General features: G+C 49.9%; 19 protein-coding genes and 1 tRNA gene. 15 read left to right on the top strand and 5 right to left on the bottom strand.

Annotated features, from left to right (window positions below; translation table 11 throughout):
- Positions 1-311 (bottom strand): helix-turn-helix domain-containing protein (locus tag C812_RS22455; RefSeq protein ID WP_208855775.1); only part of this gene is annotated, 311 nt, incomplete at its 3' end.
- 50 nt (positions 312-361) lie between these two features.
- On the bottom strand, positions 362-679 hold the full coding sequence (locus C812_RS21015; RefSeq protein WP_016310860.1) for a transposase: 318 nt from the start codon (positions 677-679) through the stop codon (positions 362-364).
- A gap of 442 nt (positions 680-1,121) precedes the next feature.
- Between C812_RS21015 and C812_RS21710 the strand changes: the two genes are divergently transcribed.
- The 11 genes from C812_RS21710 to C812_RS20965 all read left to right on the top strand — a co-directional run bounded on the left by C812_RS21710 (position 1,122) and on the right by C812_RS20965 (position 11,827).
- Positions 1,122-1,862 carry an RNA polymerase sigma factor gene (locus tag C812_RS21710; RefSeq protein ID WP_167669352.1) on the top strand — a complete coding sequence of 247 codons (741 nt, stop codon included), beginning with the start codon at positions 1,122-1,124 and terminating at the stop codon, positions 1,860-1,862.
- A gap of 19 nt (positions 1,863-1,881) precedes the next feature.
- Positions 1,882-2,478, top strand: coding sequence for an ATP-dependent Clp endopeptidase proteolytic subunit ClpP (gene clpP, locus C812_RS21005; protein WP_016314649.1), 597 nt, complete (start codon positions 1,882-1,884; stop codon positions 2,476-2,478).
- Between the two features lie 488 nt (positions 2,479-2,966).
- Positions 2,967-4,427 (top strand): IMP dehydrogenase, encoded by a 1,461-nt coding sequence (guaB, locus tag C812_RS21000; protein WP_016314648.1) that lies wholly within the window; start codon positions 2,967-2,969, stop codon positions 4,425-4,427.
- 146 nt (positions 4,428-4,573) lie between these two features.
- Entirely contained in the window at positions 4,574-5,986 is a 1,413-nt protein-coding gene (locus tag C812_RS20995) for a D-alanyl-D-alanine carboxypeptidase family protein (protein ID WP_016314647.1), read from the top strand.
- Between the two features lie 87 nt (positions 5,987-6,073).
- On the top strand, positions 6,074-6,955 hold the full coding sequence (pdxS, locus tag C812_RS20990) for a pyridoxal 5'-phosphate synthase lyase subunit PdxS (protein ID WP_009226788.1): 882 nt from the start codon (positions 6,074-6,076) through the stop codon (positions 6,953-6,955).
- A gap of 136 nt (positions 6,956-7,091) precedes the next feature.
- Positions 7,092-7,670 carry a pyridoxal 5'-phosphate synthase glutaminase subunit PdxT gene (gene pdxT, locus C812_RS20985; protein WP_016314646.1) on the top strand — a complete coding sequence of 193 codons (579 nt, stop codon included), beginning with the start codon at positions 7,092-7,094 and terminating at the stop codon, positions 7,668-7,670.
- A gap of 142 nt (positions 7,671-7,812) precedes the next feature.
- The gene (gene serS / locus C812_RS20980) at positions 7,813-9,099 is read left to right on the top strand and encodes a serine--tRNA ligase (RefSeq protein WP_016314645.1); all 1,287 of its coding nucleotides are present in this window, start codon (positions 7,813-7,815) and stop codon (positions 9,097-9,099) included.
- A gap of 61 nt (positions 9,100-9,160) precedes the next feature.
- A tRNA-Ser gene (locus C812_RS20975) sits at positions 9,161-9,249 on the top strand.
- A 110-nt stretch (positions 9,250-9,359) separates the two neighbouring features.
- Entirely contained in the window at positions 9,360-9,515 is a 156-nt protein-coding gene (locus C812_RS22450) for a hypothetical protein (RefSeq protein WP_016314644.1), read from the top strand.
- Between the two features lie 310 nt (positions 9,516-9,825).
- Entirely contained in the window at positions 9,826-10,641 is an 816-nt protein-coding gene (locus C812_RS20970) for a YitT family protein (RefSeq protein ID WP_232228338.1), read from the top strand.
- A gap of 109 nt (positions 10,642-10,750) precedes the next feature.
- Positions 10,751-11,827 (top strand): hypothetical protein, encoded by a 1,077-nt coding sequence (locus C812_RS20965; protein ID WP_016314642.1) that lies wholly within the window; start codon positions 10,751-10,753, stop codon positions 11,825-11,827.
- 97 nt (positions 11,828-11,924) lie between these two features.
- Here C812_RS20965 and tadA read toward each other — a convergent pair whose 3' ends face one another.
- Positions 11,925-12,422 (bottom strand): tRNA adenosine(34) deaminase TadA, encoded by a 498-nt coding sequence (gene tadA / locus C812_RS20960; RefSeq protein ID WP_016314641.1) that lies wholly within the window; start codon positions 12,420-12,422, stop codon positions 11,925-11,927.
- 350 nt (positions 12,423-12,772) lie between these two features.
- Between tadA and C812_RS20955 the strand changes: the two genes are divergently transcribed.
- Complete coding sequence (locus tag C812_RS20955; RefSeq protein WP_016314640.1) at positions 12,773-14,671, top strand: ATP-binding protein; 1,899 nt, start codon at positions 12,773-12,775, stop codon at positions 14,669-14,671.
- Positions 14,672-14,710: 39 nt separating this feature from the next.
- On the top strand, positions 14,711-15,415 hold the full coding sequence (gene rluF / locus C812_RS20950; RefSeq protein WP_016314639.1) for a 23S rRNA pseudouridine(2604) synthase RluF: 705 nt from the start codon (positions 14,711-14,713) through the stop codon (positions 15,413-15,415).
- Between the two features lie 64 nt (positions 15,416-15,479).
- Here rluF and motB read toward each other — a convergent pair whose 3' ends face one another.
- Positions 15,480-16,292 (bottom strand): flagellar motor protein MotB, encoded by an 813-nt coding sequence (motB, locus tag C812_RS20945; protein WP_016314638.1) that lies wholly within the window; start codon positions 16,290-16,292, stop codon positions 15,480-15,482.
- Complete coding sequence (motA, locus tag C812_RS20940) at positions 16,273-17,076, bottom strand: flagellar motor stator protein MotA (protein WP_016314637.1); 804 nt, start codon at positions 17,074-17,076, stop codon at positions 16,273-16,275. The genes motB and motA overlap by 20 nt, the downstream gene beginning before the upstream one ends.
- A 187-nt stretch (positions 17,077-17,263) precedes the next feature.
- Here motA and C812_RS20935 point away from each other — a divergent pair, with 187 nt between their 5' ends.
- On the top strand, positions 17,264-17,557 hold the full coding sequence (locus C812_RS20935; RefSeq protein ID WP_016314636.1) for a hypothetical protein: 294 nt from the start codon (positions 17,264-17,266) through the stop codon (positions 17,555-17,557).
- Between the two features lie 169 nt (positions 17,558-17,726).
- Positions 17,727-18,026 (top strand): 4a-hydroxytetrahydrobiopterin dehydratase, encoded by a 300-nt coding sequence (locus C812_RS20930; RefSeq protein ID WP_016314635.1) that lies wholly within the window; start codon positions 17,727-17,729, stop codon positions 18,024-18,026.
- The last annotated feature ends 34 nt before the right edge of the window (positions 18,027-18,060 follow it).

The following is an 18,060-nucleotide window of genomic DNA, read 5'->3' as shown; positions in this document are numbered from 1 at the left end:
GTGACAGGCTTGCGAGCTTTTTGCAGAATGCCGAGTTCTTTGCAAAGACGATACGTTTTCTTTTTGTTAATTATGACTTGGTGAATATCCCGAATGCATTGGCCCAACAGTTTATATCCGTAGACATGTTCTTCGCCTTCAAGCAGCTCAAGGAGCCACTCTTTAATCTGTTCATCGCTAATGGGGATCCCTGTAACAGTTAGAGAGTACCCAGGTGTAGGGCGACCGCGTTTGTCCGTTGATAACGGCTCCGTCTTTGGGGTAGCAGCTCGCTTTTTTCGATCGTAGTATGTCGATTCAGCAATTTCCAAAATCCGCAGAACTACAGCTGTTGGTTCCCCCCGCTTAATGAATGGTTCTGCTACTTCAAGTTTTTCAGATAAGCGGGGTTTTTCTTTTTTACGAGTTCACGTAGGATCTCATTTTCGAGTTCTTTCTCACCAAGCACTTTCATCGCTTTCTCGTATTTTTCTTCAATCTCTTGAAGTCGTTTGAGTTCTTGAAGGTGTTGGTCTGGCAGTGATGTATCCACATCTGTAATCTGATCTCGGTATGCTCGAATCCAGGTTCGAATGGTTTCTGGGTGCAGGTCATACGACCGGGCAAGCACCCCCACCTTAATCCCGGACAGAGCTTCTCTTACTACCTTTAAACGAAATTCATCTTTGGCTTTTCCCATAACTGAATCCTCTCCCTTATTTCCATTGTAAATCCTTGTAGGGGAGGACTCCAGTTTATTTAGGGGGCCTTAGGGCTTTTGCAGTTATTTCAGGAAAAACAGCGATTCCAGCTCAAAATAACTGTATTTTTGCAGGAATCGCATCAAAGGGCACACGTGTTGGATCCGAAAATGCTATGATATATAAAAATTCTGATCCTCCCGCGTATCGTTCCTTCCGAAAAATACGTTTATACCGTTGAGTAAGCATTCAGCTTATTCCGGGTTGGTCGAAGGCTGGTTTGTAGGACATAACAAAAGATGGCTCTTCGAAGAGAGTGCGATCTTATATTACAGATGGAGGTGGGTCCCGGTGCCAATAGCAGCTAGAGAGCGAAATCCGCGGAGACCTGTGTCTGCACCGTCCCGTTCTGAAAAGGGCAACTTTCAAACATGGGTACAATTGTATGGTAGCGCACTGCGTAACTACTGCCGTTCTATCACCGGTTCCGTGTGGGAAGGGGACGATTTGGCGCAGGACACGTGGCTCAAGATATGGTCGGCGACGCAAGGGAAAGGGGACAACGTGCAACTCACACGAACCTATCTGTACCGTGCAGCCCAACATGCTTGGATTGACCGCAACCGAAAAAGGAAGCTTCCGGCCGAATCGCTCCCCCTGGACGAACAACTGCAAGCGCCGGTTCCAACTGATCCCGCTGCAGTGTGGGCTGCGATGGAGACGTTGGTCATCGAGCTTTCGCCTCTTCAGCGTACCACGCTGTTGATGATTGATATTTTAAAATATACAGCTGGCGAAGCAGCGCAGTTGATTGGGTCGACGGAAGGGGCCGTCAAAGCCGCTTTGCACAGAGCGCGGGTCCGACTGCGGAATGCAGTGGAGGGTTCCAACCGAGCAGTTACAGCGCCCCGGCAGGATAAGGTTCAGTCCATGGAGGAGGACTTCTTACCAGGATCGTTAAGCGACGATGTACTGGTTCTTGCCTACATGGATGCGATTCGCCGAGAAGACGCCGCTGCGCTGGTGATGCTGTATAACGACGCGCGGCCTCAGGATGTGGTTCCGGTAGTCACGCTTCAATCGTACCGTTGCAGCTCTTTACGGAGCATCGCAGTAGACACTCCTGCGGCCGATCCGGTGCGCAACCATCTGATGTTGATGTCTTACGGTCTTGCCGCCTGATTTTGAAGGAGGGTAAGCCATGAGTTCAGTTATTCCTTACGTCATTGAGCAAACTGGCCGGGGAGAGCGGTCATATGACATTTATTCACGTTTGCTGAAGGATCGGATTGTGTTTCTTGGTTCGGCGATTGATGATCAGGTGGCGAATAGTATAATGGCGCAAATGCTGTTTCTGGCAGCGGAAGATCCGGAGAAGGATATTTACTTTTACATCAACAGTCCGGGCGGTTCGACGTCAGCGGGCTTCGCGATCTACGATACGATGCAGTATGTAAAACCTGATGTGCAGACGATCTGCTCCGGGATGGCAGCCTCTTTTGCTGCGATTCTGTTAATGGCCGGGGCCAAAGGCAAACGCTTCGCACTTCCGAACAGCGAAATTATGATTCACCAACCGCATGGTGGTGCCCAAGGGCAGGCCAGCGACATTGCGATCAGTGCCAATCGGATATTGCGAACCCGGTCTGTGCTGAATACCATTGCTGCGGATTGCACTGGTCAACCCTTGGAGCGGATTGAAAAAGACATGGACCGCGATTATTTCATGAGTGCAGACGAAGCGCGCGAGTACGGGATCATCGATCAGGTGATTACGCACAATAAGCGCGTTAGCTGATTGAAGTGCATACCAAGGAAAATCCAAGGACGGCAGAAGGCGCACAGCCCTCTCCGTCCTCTTTCTTTTTGCAGAATCAAACGAAGGGGATTGGGGCAGGATTAGCATCAGGATCCCTGCAAATTCTTAGTCAATGTACGCGTAATAAAGACACTCGTATCCGCTGGGAAGCCGCCTGTTTTTTTGCTTAAGCTTGTCCTTGACAGCCTAGAGGGGCTTTGCTAAGATGGGAACAATATATTTTCGTAAGCGGCTATACGGTCTTGATATATAGGGTTGTGTCTTCATAGGAATGACAGCGGTAGTCGTTTTTTTTAAGATATCAGAAAGTATAAACTGCGGGGGATTGGCATCCTGATATCGCAAGAAAAACATCCGCTAAACGCGGTCTGTCTACTTTGAATGTACGTCGATAGACGTTTTTCTTATACCCGGATTTCAGGAATGAAGCCCAACAAATCAACAAATTCGAAGGAGGATTCATCACGGTGTGGGAAAGTAAATTTGACAAGGAAGGCTTAACGTTTGACGATGTGCTTCTGATTCCCCGTAAATCGGAGGTATTGCCTAAAGAGGTGGATGTGTCCACTCGGCTTAGCGACAAGGTGAAGCTGAACATCCCATTGATCAGTGCGGGCATGGACACAGTCACAGAAGCGGCGTTGGCGATTGCCATCGCACGGGAAGGCGGCATTGGGATCATCCACAAAAATATGCCGGTCGAACAACAAGCTGAAGAGGTCGATCGGGTGAAACGCTCCGAGAGCGGCGTAATCACCAATCCTTTCTCGCTGACTCCAGATCATCTCGTATCCGACGCAGAGCAGGTTATGGCCAAGTTCCGTATTTCCGGCGTACCGATTGTAAATGAGGAGCAGAAGCTGGTGGGGATTTTGACCAACCGCGACCTGCGTTTTGTTCATGATTACAATATCAAAATCAGCGACGTCATGACGAGAGACAACCTGATTACCGCTCCGGTAGGAACCTCGTTGCAAGAAGCTGAAATTATTTTGCAGAAGCATAAAATCGAGAAGCTTCCGCTCGTTGACGAGAATAATATCCTGAAAGGCCTTATCACAATCAAAGATATTGAAAAAGCAATCCAATTCCCGAACGCCGCCAAGGATGCCCAAGGGCGCTTGCTTGTAGGCGCAGCGGTGGGGATCTCCAAGGATACGTTTGAACGGACGGAGGCTTTGGTGAAAGCCGGCGTTGACGTCATTACGGTGGATTCGGCGCATGGACACCACATTAACATTATTGATGCAGTGGCCGAGCTTCGCAGACGGTATCCGGATTTGACGATTATCGCAGGTAACGTAGCGACAGGTGAAGGAACGAGAGCTTTGATTGAAGCGGGAGCTTCCGTCGTGAAAGTAGGGATTGGACCGGGTTCGATCTGTACCACCCGCGTCGTTGCCGGGATCGGTGTACCGCAAATTACAGCGGTTTATGATTGTGCGACAGTTGCCCGTGAATACGGGATTCCGATCATCGCGGACGGCGGTATCAAATATTCTGGCGAAATCACCAAAGCAATCGCGGCTGGTGCGCATGCGGTCATGTTGGGCAGCTTGTTTGCCGGAACGGAAGAAAGCCCTGGGGACTCGGAAATCTATCAAGGGCGTCGGTATAAGGTATACAGAGGCATGGGCTCGATGGGGGCCATGAAGCAAGGTAGTAAGGACCGCTACTTCCAGGACGATGACAAGAAGCTCGTGCCGGAAGGGATTGAAGGTCGCGTAGCGTATAAGGGACCGCTCTCGGATACGATCCACCAACTTATTGGTGGTCTGCGTTCCGGGATGGGATATTGCGGCACGAAGACGCTCGACGAGTTGCGCAACGATACGCAATTTGTCCGCATTACGGGCGCCGGCCTGCGCGAAAGCCATCCGCATGACGTGCAAATCACCAAAGAAGCGCCTAACTACTCGATTCAATAAACTTATAAATTTTGATAGAAATGGGCTGACCATTTTATTCCATCACTGGCAGGGCGTTTTCCGCCCTGCTTGTCTTTTTTTACAGATACCCCTGTGATAGAATAGATAAAGCAAAATGAAAGAATATGAGGGGAGCTTTAAGGGCATTGAAACTCAAACAACCACAACGCAAATCGACAACTAAACGGCATGTCTTGCGCAAAAGCGTTGCTTCTGTGCTGCTGGTGAATGCGCTAGTATTCTCTCTTGCGCCGGCGATGGCGCTGGCAGAAGGGGAACAGACGGAATCTACTAATGCCGGAACAACATCAACCGAAACGACGACAGTGCAAACAACGGCTACCTCAATTCCTTCCGTGGAGTCTTTAGATTTGGAAGTCAGCGCTGCGATCTTGCTCGAGCCTGTCTCTGGCCAAATCTTATTGAACGTTAATGGGGAACAACCGCTGCCTCCGGCCAGCATGACCAAGATGATGACCGAATATATCGTAGCGGAACTTGTGAAACAAGGAAAGTTTAGCTGGGATGACGTAGTGACAGTACAGAAAAATGCAGCCCAAACAATCGGTTCACGGATTTTTCTGGCCGAAGGGGATCAACATACTGTAGAAGAACTCTATACGGCGATGGCGATTGCCTCCGCCAATGATGCGACGGTGGCTCTGGCGGAATACGTAGCCGGCTCCGAACAGGCTTTCGTGAAAATGATGAACGATGAAGCGAAGCGAATGGGGATGAAGACCGCTCACTTTGCCAACTCAACTGGTTTGGATATTGCAGATATGCCAGCGGAATTCCGGCCAACCGATGGGAAAGAGACCGTAATGTCCGCGCTGGATGCTGCGATTTTGGCCAAATATATTGTTACGGATCATCCGGACTTTGCTCGCTTTACCACAATTCAAAGCAAGAAGTTCCGTGAACGCGATGCCGCGCCGATGGTGAACTTGAACTGGATGCTGGAAGCGAATAAGAACGTCACGAATTTTAAACAATTTGCTTACGAGGGTCTGGACGGTTTGAAGACGGGACACACCTCCAATGCCGGAAACTGCTTCACAGGTACCGCGGTGCGTAACGGCATGCGTCTCATCAGCGTCGTTATGGGGACCGCCTCGGACAAAGCTCGCTTTGTGGAAACGCGGAAAGTCTTAGACTACGGGTTCAACAACTTTGAAACGAAGCAAATTGTACCGCCGAAGACGACAGTGACTGGAACCGAAACCGTGACGGTGAAGAAAGCGAAACATACGGAAGTTCCGGTGGTAACCGATCAAGCGGTTAGCTTCGTTGTGCCGAAAGGTGCAGATACCAACGCGGTTCAAGCTAAAGTGACACTGGCTGATGAAGGCACTCTGACAGCGCCGCTGAAGCAAGGAACGAAGGTTGGGACGGTAACTTATACATTTAAAGCGCCGGGTATGGACCAAACGCTGGAGAAGACGGTCAATCTGATCACAGCCGAGGATGCGGAGAAAGCCGGCTGGTTTACCTTGGTGATGCGTGCAATTGGCGATTTCTTCAGCGATCTGTTTAACGGGATCAAAAATCTTTTCTAAGGTTCATTCAAATCCGAGTAAACGGGTTGTGTATTTAAGTCGTATCTTGTAAAATATTTAGTTAGATTATTATCGGGAGGATTGGACATGGAAACAGGAACATCGCGTGTTAAAAGAGGTATGGCTGAGATGCAAAAAGGTGGCGTCATTATGGACGTCATGAATGCGGAACAAGCCAAAATTGCCGAAGCGGCCGGGGCTACCGCCGTTATGGCGCTGGAGCGTGTGCCTTCCGATATCCGGGCGGCTGGCGGCGTTGCCCGCATGGCGGATCCAACGATTATTGAGGAAGTCATGAAGGTTGTCTCCATCCCGGTTATGGCCAAAGCACGTATTGGTCATTACGTGGAAGCGAAAGTTCTGGAATCGCTTGGGGTAGACTATTTGGACGAGAGTGAAGTACTGACCCCGGCGGATGAAGTGTTCCATATCGATAAACGGGATTTCACGGTGCCGTTCGTGTGCGGCGCGAAGGATCTGGGTGAAGCGTTGCGCCGGATCAGCGAAGGTGCATCGATGATTCGGACGAAAGGCGAACCAGGAACGGGGAACATCGTTGAAGCGGTCCGCCATATGCGTCTGATCAACAGCCAAATCCGTAAAGTACAAAACATGTCGAAGGATGAACTGTACGCAGAAGCGAAGAACCTCGGCGTTTCTTACGATCTGCTGCTCGAAGTTCATGAGAAGGGTAAATTGCCAGTCGTTAACTTCGCGGCAGGCGGGGTAGCGACGCCGGCGGATGCTGCCCTGATGATGCATTTGGGTGCAGACGGGGTGTTCGTGGGATCCGGTATTTTCAAATCGGATAATCCAGAGAAATTTGCCCGGGCGATCGTTGAAGCGACGACGCACTACACGGATTACAAACTGATTGCTGAAGTATCCAAGAACTTGGGTACACCGATGAAAGGCATTGAAATTTCCAAATTGGCCGCTGCCGAGCGGATGTCGGATCGCGGCTGGTAATCCAGATCGCGGAATAACCGCTGGAATCAAAGGCAAGTCTTTCACCCCGGCTGTCCCTTGGGATGGTCGGGGTACATCTTAGTAAACTGGGGTTTTGCCTGAATGTTCGAAGCCCTCTAGAGAAAGAAGGTTTGTCATGAGAGTAGGGGTGTTGGCGCTGCAAGGCGCAGTTGCGGAGCATATCCGCAGCCTGGAGAAGACCGGAGTTGAAGGCGTAACCGTAAAGCATGTCGAGCAGCTTGCTGACTTGGATGGATTGATTATCCCTGGCGGCGAGAGCACGACGATCGGCAAGCTCATGCGGAAATACGGCTTTATTGAAGCTATTCGCGATTTTTCTGGACAAGGGAAACCGATCTTTGGGACCTGTGCAGGATTGATCGTCATGGCGAAGGAGATCGAGGGCGGCGAGGAGCCTCATCTCGCTCTGATGGATATTAAAGTATCGCGTAATGCGTTTGGACGTCAGCGTGAAAGCTTCGAGACCGACCTTGACGTGAAGGGACTTGAGGCACCGTTGCGGGCCGTATTTATTCGTGCTCCGCTGATTACGGCAGTTGGAGACGGAGTCGAGGTGTTGTCGACCTACAAGGACGAGATCGTGACCGCACGACAAGGGCACTTGCTCGTATCGTCGTTTCACCCGGAACTGACCGACGACTTCTCGCTACATACGTATTTTGTGGAGATGATCAAGCAAGCCAAGCAGCCGTAAGCAGGCCTTGACTCCTTTGCGGGTTGAGGTTTTGTCTGTTTTACCGGCGTTTTGAAATTCCGTTATACAGCCTTTCCGTCCGCGGGTCTCCCCAGATGAAGGTCGGCAGGTCTGTGCGGGATCATTCTAGGAGGGACTACTCATGTTAGATGTGAAAATCTTACGTAATGACTATGCGCGTGTTGAGGAAGCGCTGAAAAATCGGGGAAAATCGTTGGAGCTGATCTCCGGTTTTGCCCCGCTGGATGAGAAACGCCGGGAGCTGCTTCAAGAGAGCGAAGCGCTTAAGAACCGTCGGAACACGGTGTCAGCAGAAGTGGCCAAGCGTAAGAAAAATAAAGAGGACGCCGACGAGCTGATCGTGGAGATGCGCGAGGTCGGGGATCGCATCAAGGAACTGGACGAAGAGGTACGGACACTGGAAGCCCAAATTGACCAGCTGATGCTCTCGATTCCCAACATTCCGCACGAAAGTGTACCGGTGGGGGCTTCTGAAGAAGATAACGTTGAAGTCCGCCGCTGGAGCGAACCGCGTAAATTTGATTTTACACCGAAGGCGCATTGGGATATTGCCGCTGACCTCGGCATCCTTGACTTCGAGGCTGCCGCTAAGGTAACCGGCTCGCGGTTTACGTTTTACAAAGGGCTGGGAGCCCGTCTTGAGCGTGCGCTCATCAACTTTATGATGGATCTGCACAGCAACGAGCACGGCTATGAGGAAATGCTTCCACCATACATCGTGAACCAAGACAGCTTGTACGGTACAGGACAACTTCCGAAGTTCGAAGAGGATTTGTTCAAGCTCACCGGCAGCAACGACTACTATCTGATCCCAACCGCTGAGGTTCCGGTGACCAACTATCATCGTGACGAAATTTTAAATGCGGAAGATTTGCCGCGTTATTATGTGGCATATAGCTCCTGCTTCCGTTCGGAAGCCGGTGCAGCGGGCCGCGATACCCGTGGTTTGATTCGTCAGCACCAGTTCAATAAGGTGGAAATGATCAAGATTGTGCATCCGGACACTTCCTATGACGAACTGGAGAAAATGACGGAGAACGCGGAACGCGTGCTGCAGCTGTTGGGCCTGCCTTACCGTGTACTTGCCTTGTGTACGGGGGATATGGGCTTTACGGCGGCCAAAACCTATGACCTAGAGGTATGGCTCCCGGAAAGCGGCGTCTATCGCGAAATCTCCTCTTGCTCGAACGTGGAGGACTTCCAAGCTCGCCGGGCCAACATTCGCTTCCGTCCGGAGCCGAAGGCGAAGCCGGAGTTCGTGCATACGCTGAATGGTTCAGGGCTGGCTGTCGGTCGGACCGTCGCGGCCATTCTTGAGAATTACCAACAAGAGGACGGCAGTGTAGTTATTCCAGAAGTTCTGCGTCCGTATATGGGCAATTTACAGAAGATTACCAAGCGGAATTAACTTGCACGCTTGCGGACGATATGGTAGAATCTGATTTGTTACGCGAATCGGATTTTTCCTTGGAGAGGTACCGAAGCGGTCATAACGGGGCGGTCTTGAAAACCGTTAGGGTGCAAGCCCACGTGGGTTCGAATCCCACCCTCTCCGCCATACATATTGCACATTTAGAGAGCAGAGATGCTCTTTTTTTTCGTGTATAAGGCCAGCCGTTTTTTCGCAAATTAACCTTGTTGATTAAATCAAGGGAGGCTTTATCTGTTATGACGAAACCGCAGACCTATCAAACCTCTGGATCTGACAACATCCAAGACCAGGATCATCGGCGTGATAAGGGGAAAAGAGGCCCAGAACCGTTATCCGGGTCCAAAAAGGTGAAAATGCGTAAACAAGATGGTCATTACAATCCGGAAGGGTAAGCCTAATCCATTGAAAACATTCGCTGTTCCGCAGCCCCAGCTTCTGCTGGGGCTTTTGTATTGAAGGGACTTATGAATTAGAACAAGACAACAAGACAAGAAAATGTCATAATAAAGATAAGGGTATGTCCTTTAAAGGGGAGCATGAATACTAGAGAAAGCCTGGTGAGAGGGAAGAATTGAGCAAACCAACTTGAAAGGATCGTGATGCCATTTGAACGCAGTTAATCCAAACCATCTGATTCCACCGAATGCAACCCAAGTACGTCAACATAAACAGCGGACGCTGAAAAGTACTTTATTCAGATCGATGTTTATTGTCATTGGAGCGGTGATCGTCTCTGTTGCACTGGAGCTGTTCTTGGTACCAAATAAAATTACGGACGGCGGGATAACCGGTATTTCCGTAATGACCTCTTATTTATCGGGACTCCCGCTTGGGGTATTCCTCTTCCTTTTCAACCTCCCGTTTCTAATTGTCGGTTATAAACAAATCGGCAAGACTTTTGCAATATCCACCCTTTTGGGCATTACTGTTATGTCGGCCGGTACAACACTGCTGCACCATGCTGAACCGTTTGTAACGGATACCTTGCTGGCTTTCGTGTTTGGCGGTATTTTGTTAGGGTTAGGTACCGGTTTAGTCATCCGCTTTGGAGGCTCCTTGGATGGTACCGAAATTGTAGCCATTCTGATTTCGCGCAGAACTCCGTTTTCGGTTGGCGAGATCATTATGTTTTTTAACTTCTTTATTTTGCTTAGCGCAGGCTTTGTGTTTGGCTGGGAGCGCGCCTTATTTTCGCTGTTAGCTTATTATATTGCCTACAAATCGATTGATATCGTGGTAGATGGCTTAAACGAGTCGAAATCGGTATGGATCATCAGCGATCAAATCGATGAGATCGGAGATGCTATTCTAAGCCGTTTGGGCCGCGGCGTTACGTACTTAACTGGAGAAGGCGGTTTTTCCGGGGATCCGAAGAAAGTCATCTTCTGTGTAATTACCCGCTTGGAAGAAGCCAAGCTGAAGGAAATCGTTAATCATTACGATGAAAATGCATTTTTGGCAGTCGGAAACATTCATGACGTCAAAGGCGGACGTTTCAAGAAAAAGGCGATCCATTAATTTGGAGAAATGAATTCCGTCCTATTGGCGTATGGTTTATGATATGTGAGAAGTGTTCAGAAAAAGGAATGCTTTAGAATGAGGTTAGGGCAGGAGAGAGGAGACTGTAATGTCTAGGAAATGGTTCACGTCGATGATGCTGGTGATGCTGTCTGTAGTACTGGTATTGTCCGGATGCAGCAGTAAGAAAGAACCGAAGGAAGCCTTGAGCAGCGCAGCGATGAAGGCGCTGGAGATGGATTCCTACGTGGTGGAGAATCAAATTAAGATCTTGGATTTCTCCGTAGAAGGGACAGAAGAGGCAGAGTCTGCGGAAGTAGGCGCGGTGTTTTCCATGCTCAAGAACGCAGAGATCAACATCAAGCAAATTTACCAGAAGGAACCGATGCAAACGGAAGCAACGCTGGAAGTCAAACTGACAGGGGATATGACAACCACCATTACTATCCCGTTGGTGATGACAGCCGAGAAGCTGTATGTGAAAATCCCAAGCATTCCGTTCTTGCCATTGCCGGAGTCAGTGACAGGGAAATTCCTGGTACTGGACTTGAAAGAGCTGGCAGAGCAAGCGGGCGAGGAATTTAATCCGGATCTATTCAACCCGGAGAAGAGTCAGAAGCTGAGTATGGAATTGATGGGGGCATTATTTGCCGAATATGAGTCGGGGGCTTACTTCAGCAACATCGATCCTAAGGAGGCATCGTTGCCGGCGGGCTTCAAGGCGAAGCAAGTTGTGCAGTTTGCCATTACGAATGACAATGTAAAAGAAGCGGTGACCATTTTGGTAAACCAGGCATTGCCGAAGATGCTGGATATCCTGGCGAAAGAAGAATACCGTTCGATGCTGCAGCTGACGCCGGAGGAAATCGAGCAGGCGAAGCAGGAGCTGCAGGAAGGCAACCAGGATGAATTGGGCGAGGCGCTGGATGAGATGAAGAATCATCTGCAAATCAACAAGTTCACTGTGGATACCGCCATCGACGAGAACAATTACCCAGCGTACTATAACGTTCAGGCGGACGTTGCGGTCAACGATCCGGATACGCAGACGAACGTGAAGGCCGCGGTGCAAATGACCAGCCACTTTACCCAAATCAATGAGAAGCCGGCCTTTGAAATTGGTATTCCGACTGACACGTTGACATTAGAAGAACTGCAAGAGGAAATGGGCCAGTATGGCTATTAAGAATTAGGCCTTATTCAGCAGCTTTCTATTTCACTCGAAAAAAACCTCCAATCCCATGTTTCTTAAGGGCTTGGAGGTTTTAATGTTTTATGAGAAGTTATTTCTTGCGAAGTCGGCGGAAAAACTCGGTTAACAGCGAGGCGCATTCCTCTTGAAGGATGCCGGAGGTAATATCGGTCCGGTGGTTAAACCGCGGCTCCTGCAGCAGGTTCATCAGCGTGCCAGCACATCCTGCCTTTGGGTCCGGTGCTCCGTAGATCACATGGGGGACACGACACTGTACGATCGCTCCGGCGCACATGGGGCAAGGCTCCAGCGTGACATAGAGTCGACAGTGGAGAAGCCGCCAGGCACCCAGCCGCTCGCTTGCTTCGCGAATGGCGATCATCTCCGCATGGGCGGTGCCATCGAGGGAGCTTTCCCGCAGGTTGTGGCCGCGCCCAACGATTTCATCGCCTCGGACGATCACCGCACCGATGGGGACTTCGCCAATAGCTTCTGCTTTACGAGCTTCCTGAATTGCTTCGGCCATCCAATATTCATGGGGATAAGTGGAGGCTGGAGGTTCGGGTATTAAAGGGGATGAAGAAGGCATAGATCAAATCAACTCCTTAATGGGCATAACCCTCTGTTTTGTCCAACGAACAGGCATTCGTTGTTAACATGTTGTGAATAACATTGTGCATAACTCCGAGAATATCCCCACTTTTATACACATATTATCCAGAACACTGTGAGTATGTTGATAATTTGTGGATAACTAAGAAAGCTCACATCACATAGATAAGGCTTAAGAACTAGCTTTGTAGGCATTTCTACATATTGTAAGGATATGATCTGGGAAATTCAACGTCTTTGCAAAACATGTCGTAAAAGGTATGATGTATGTAGAATTTGTGAATCCCATAAATATCCATAAATTAGTTCCAGAGGTGGGATAAACGCTTGACTATAAAAACCAAGCTCGCTTTGATTATATCTTGTTTTGCGCTGATTATCCTCTCTCTGAATATTGTTTTAAGTTATTTTACGGTACGGGATAATCTGCGCAGGGACAGCGAAGCGAACATGATGCTGACCGCGAATCAAATTGCTATTGCTGTCGAACAAAGTCGTTCGTTGTATAATTATGTCAAGCTCACGTTGGGCGGAAAAATGAGCAGCGACATGACGGATGCGATCCTGATCATGACCAGCCCGGATCGTATTGCGCAAAAATCGATGAGTACGAACCGCAGTCTGTTGGAGATTACAGGAATTGACCCGAATCATTTTGATGAGAACCATCGGCTGTTCGGTACCTATAACTATAAAAATGATGAAGGCTTGAGACAATCGGTCGCAGAGGCCATTTCGCAAAATCGCAGCCTGGTAGTGGATACTCGGATTAACGGCGAACGTGTGCTGGAGTGCTATGTTCCCATTTCGAATTACAGGGAGAATCCTTACGTCATTCGTGTTGTGTCTAGTTATTCCCCGATTGCCGATGCGATCAACAAGCAGATGATCGGTCAGCTTATCGTTTCCGTTAGTCTGTTGGCATTAATGGTGACGGGGAGCTATTGGATGGCTGGCGGGCTGATCCGACCGATTCGCCATATTTTAGACCAGGTGAATGTGTTGGCTTCAGGCCGGCTGGATACTCGTTTAAAAGTCAGCAGCTTTGACGAGCTTGGACTCCTTGCCCACAAAATTAACATCATGGCGGACAACTTGGGCCGGTATACGACCGAGCTGAGGCAAAAAAGCGAAGAGAACCGGTCCATGAAGGAGTATCTGGAATCGATCATAAGCCAGACGGCGGATGCGATCCATATTACGGATGTCAAAGGGCGGGTGTTGCAAGTCAATGCCGCCTTCGAAAGGCTGTACGGCTGGAGCAGCGAAGAAATTGTCGGGAAGTATCTCGAGTATCTTCCGGAGTTCGAGTTAGATGGGCGGACCATTTGGCGTCCGGAGGCGGAAGTGATTGAAACCGCTGAATCGGTATTGGCGGAGACGGTTCGATTGCGCAAGGACGGCAGCCAAGTTGAGGTGAGTATCAGCGTATCACCGATCTTCGACCAAGCGGGCAAAATTACCGCATTGATCAGCATTTCCCGCGACATGACGGAGCACAATAAAATGGAAGACCTGTTGCGTCGGTCTGAGAAGCTCACCACGGTAGGGCAGCTCGCCGCCGGGGTTGCACATGAAATCCGCAATCCGTTGACGACGCTTCGCGGGTTTCTGCAAATGCAGCAGCGCACCCGGACGGTGAACGTGATGCATACCGATGTGATGCTGGCGGAGCTGGACCGAATTAATCTGATCGTCAGCGAATTTCTGATTTTAGCCAAGCCTCAGGCAGTGCAGTTTCAGATCAAGGACGTCCGCTTCACGATGGGGGACGTCGTCTCTTTGTTGGATAGCGAAGCCCATTTACATAATATTGAATTTGAAGTGCATTTCTCGCCAAGCCCGGTTCTGGTACACTGTGAAGAGAACCAATTGAAGCAGGTATTCATCAACTTGTTGAAAAATGCCATGGAGGCCATGCCCAAAGGAGGAAAGATCCTGCTCCAAGTGGAAGAGGACGACAGCGGCTTTGCCGTGCTGCGCGTCATCGACGAAGGCGAAGGGATCGCTAAAGATCGGCTTCAGAAGTTGGGTGAGCCTTTCTATACGAACAAGGAGAAAGGCACCGGTCTCGGTCTCATGATCAGCCAGCGGATCATTGAGGGGCACCGCGGGACCCTGAAGATCGAAAGCGAGCTTGGCAAAGGAACGGCTGTAACCATTACCCTCCCGATTGTACAGGAGGAAGAAGAACATAACGAAGGGCAAGCGGATCTCGCAAATTAAGCGAACTGCTGGCTATGCGGGGGGACCAAAGACAGCACCATGAGAATTAATAAATTCATTAGTGAAACGGGATTTTGCTCCCGACGAGAGGCGGACAAGCTGGTCGAGTCGGGCCAAGTGACCATTAACGGCGTCAAGGCGGTTCTAGGCAGCCAGGCGGAGCCAGGAGACGATGTCCGGGTCAACGGGAGGGCGATTGCGGCCAAACGTTCTAAACACGTGTACATCGCTTTAAATAAGCCGGTGGGGATCACCTGCACAACGGAAACGCATGTGAAAGGCAATATTGTGGATTTCGTTGGGCATTCGGAGCGGATTTTTCCGATTGGGCGCTTGGATAAAGATTCCGAGGGATTGATCCTGCTCACCAGCGATGGCGATATCGTCAATAAAATTTTGCGGGCGGAAGGCAAGCACGAGAAGGAATATATCGTGACCGTGGATCGGCCGATTACCCCTAGCTTTGTGAAAGCGATGAGCGAAGGCGTCAAAATTCTCGGGGAGATGACGTTGCCGTGCAAGGTGACGCGGGTTTCGGATCGGGTGTTCCGAATTATTCTGACCGAGGGGAAGAACCGGCAGATTCGCCGGATGTGCAGCGCTCTCGGCTATGAAGTACGCAGATTGCAGCGCATCCGGATTATGAACATCCATCTTGGTCAGCAGAAGGTAGGCACCTGGCGCGACTTAACTGAACAAGAGAAGCGGGAGTTGGGCTTGGCCCTGAATTACCAGCTTTCCTAACGTAACATGGACAAAAGATAAAGGACAGGTTGCCTTACATCTAAGGCGCCTGTCCTTTGCTTCTTTATTCATGGGCAGCTGTTACACCAAGCTGCTCGGTGCTATCCGTGTACTTGCGGATGATTGACACTTCGACCCGGCGGTTCTGTGCGCGGCCCACAGCCGTATCGTTGCTGGCAACGGGGTGATATTCCCCGTATCCGATGGCGCTGAACTTCTTCGGATCCAAGTTCGTGTTCAGCAGGAGAATTTTCATGAAATTGAGCGCCCGTACCGAGCTTAAATCCCAGTTCGACGGGAATTCATAGGTTGAGATCGGCACGTTGTCGGTATGGCCGGATACGATCACCTCATAATCCGGGAATTGCTGCAGCATGTTGGAGATCGCCTTCGCTAACTGCCGAGCTTCTGGCTTTACTACGGCTTCCCCTGAAGCGAATAGCGCTTTGTCGCTAATCGTGATCATCAGCTGGGATTGATTCAATTTCGTTTCCAGGTCATCCGTTAATCCGTTTTCCTTGATATAGGTGTCCAGTTGCTTCTTTAGAGATTCCAGATTCTGCTGTTCTTGACGCTTCAGCTCGTTCTTCTTGGTCATCAGACCGTTCTCGTTCGTCTTTGGCGTCTCCATTTCGCTGAGCGAAGTCCGGTTGTTGCTGATCATAGCGTTCTGATCGAGGACACTGGTGCCCCCGGTCAGAACGCTCTTAAAGGCTTCGCTCATCTCTTGGAATTTCAGAGCGTCCACCGTGCTCATTCCATAGAGGACGATAAACAGCGCCAGCATCAGCGTCATCAGGTCAGAATAGGGGAGCAGCCAGCTCTCGTCGGCATGTTCCTCGTGATCTTGGTGTTTCTTATTCTTTTTGCTCACCATCACCGGCCCCCTTTTCAAAGATTTCCGCACGTTCCGCAGGGGTTAAGAACACGGCAAGTTTCTGTTGAATTGCAATCGTAGACACACCCGATTGAATGGACAGCAGGCCTTCCACCATCATCAACCGGATCTCCATCTCTTTCTTCGAGAGACGTTTCAGTTTATTGGCGATCGGGTGCCACAGCACATAACCGGTGAAAATACCGAATACCGTCGCAATAAATGCACCTGAAATGGCATGAGCCAGAATCTCCATATCGCTCATGTCGGACAGTGCGGCGATCAGACCGACAACCGCACCAAGCACCCCGAGTGTCGGAGCGTACATCCCCGCCTGAGAGAACATCAGAGCACCTGCTTTGTGGCGCTCCTCGGTGGCCGCAATATCCTCAGTCAGGACATCCTGCACGAATTCTTGATCGTTGCCGTCGATGATCATCCGCATCCCACCGCGCAGGAAGTCATCGTTGATCTCTTCAACCTTCGCTTCCAGCGCCAGCAAGCCTTCGCGGCGGGTAATGGTCGCCCATTCCGTAAACAGGGTGATCAACTCCGCTTTGCTGATCATTTTCGGTTTGACGATCGTCATTTTGATCAAGGTCGGAAACTTCTTCAACTCCGATAACGGGAAGCCCATAAACAGCGTTGCCGCCGTTCCGACAAAGATGATGACGAAGGCCGCAGGGTTCTGAACCAAGCTTTCTACGGGTGCGCCTTTTAGGAACATACCTAAAATCAGGGCAATCAATCCGAGAATCAAACCAATAATTGTTGAAAATTCCATTGTACACCTCGTCCTTGAGAGAAATTGATACCAACTTGCCCTTCCGCGTCCTTGCGGAAGAGACTGACACACCAGTCTGAAACGATTAACTATTTTATCGACAGATTTCCCTTTTTTTTTAAGTGGTTTTTTCCGGTATAATAAGATTACGGTCAGAATGGAGAAGGCCGAAAGGGAGGATATCGCAGTGGGCGTAAAATACGGCAGGGATTATGAATTTATTTTGGCTGATTTGACGAACGCGGTTGGCCGGATTCAAGATAGCTATCTTTTCTTCGAAATGGAGCCCTCGGAATGGGAAGGGTTATCGGATACGGATCGAGGCGAGGTGCTTGAAGCTCTGGCGGAGGATTTATTCTTTGGGTTGGGCTCGGAGCCGATGATTGAGGTAGGCAGTGCGATCGTGATCTATGATCCCGAAGGACATCGTATCAATATCCTGATCGGGGATTCCGAATTAACCTCCGTATCCTTGATATAACCGCATCTGTTGCTGCCGCTGTACCGTCCAATGGCGATAAGCATGAAGGCAGGGGTTCGAGAATACAATAGTTGGAGACGAGGCTAGGACAAATCAAACTTCAGATCCTGGTGCGTGACGAGGAAACTTACATATACAGGAGTTCTTGAAGAGAACGGGAGGAAGAATAATGCCGTTTACACCGCAAGAAGTTGAAGCGCATTTGGAAAAACTGGAAGGATGGGAACTAGAGGAAGGACGATGGATTTTTCGTAAATATACGTTTTCCAACTTTATGAAGGGGATCGCATTTGTGGATGAGGTAGCTGCGATCTCGGAAGCATTTAACCACCATCCCTTTATCACAATCGACTATAAAACGGTAACGCTCCGTTTGACCTCTTGGGAGGAAGGCGGCATTACAGCCGTTGACATCAAGGAGGCGCAGCAATATAACGAGGCCTACGAAAAGATGCGGTCAGGGGATTAGCCAAGTCAGCCATGATCGGATTTATAGAGGTAAC

This window comes from Paenibacillus barengoltzii G22 (genome assembly GCF_000403375.2).
In the GTDB taxonomy this organism is placed as follows: Bacteria; Bacillota; Bacilli; order Paenibacillales; family Paenibacillaceae; genus Fontibacillus; species Fontibacillus barengoltzii.
This window is presented reverse-complemented; position numbering and strand designations above follow the sequence as displayed.

Excerpts from the sequence above, each read along its gene's own strand:
- C812_RS20965 (WP_016314642.1), top strand. The coding sequence starts at position 10,751 with ATGTCTAGGAAATGGTTCACGTCGATGATGCTGGTGATGCTGTCTGTA.
- C812_RS20930 (WP_016314635.1), top strand. The coding sequence starts at position 17,727 with ATGCCGTTTACACCGCAAGAAGTTGAAGCGCATTTGGAAAAACTGGAA.
- C812_RS21015 (WP_016310860.1), bottom strand. The coding sequence starts at position 679 with ATGGGAAAAGCCAAAGATGAATTTCGTTTAAAGGTAGTAAGAGAAGCT.
- rluF (WP_016314639.1), top strand. The coding sequence starts at position 14,711 with ATGAGAATTAATAAATTCATTAGTGAAACGGGATTTTGCTCCCGACGA.
- tadA (WP_016314641.1), bottom strand. The coding sequence starts at position 12,422 with ATGCCTTCTTCATCCCCTTTAATACCCGAACCTCCAGCCTCCACTTAT.
- serS (WP_016314645.1), top strand. The coding sequence starts at position 7,813 with ATGTTAGATGTGAAAATCTTACGTAATGACTATGCGCGTGTTGAGGAA.
- motB (WP_016314638.1), bottom strand. The coding sequence starts at position 16,292 with ATGGTGAGCAAAAAGAATAAGAAACACCAAGATCACGAGGAACATGCC.
- motA (WP_016314637.1), bottom strand. The coding sequence starts at position 17,076 with ATGGAATTTTCAACAATTATTGGTTTGATTCTCGGATTGATTGCCCTG.
- clpP (WP_016314649.1), top strand. The coding sequence starts at position 1,882 with ATGAGTTCAGTTATTCCTTACGTCATTGAGCAAACTGGCCGGGGAGAG.
- C812_RS20970 (WP_232228338.1), top strand. The coding sequence starts at position 9,826 with ATGTTTATTGTCATTGGAGCGGTGATCGTCTCTGTTGCACTGGAGCTG.
- pdxS (WP_009226788.1), top strand. The coding sequence starts at position 6,074 with ATGGAAACAGGAACATCGCGTGTTAAAAGAGGTATGGCTGAGATGCAA.
- C812_RS22450 (WP_016314644.1), top strand. The coding sequence starts at position 9,360 with ATGACGAAACCGCAGACCTATCAAACCTCTGGATCTGACAACATCCAA.
- pdxT (WP_016314646.1), top strand. The coding sequence starts at position 7,092 with ATGAGAGTAGGGGTGTTGGCGCTGCAAGGCGCAGTTGCGGAGCATATC.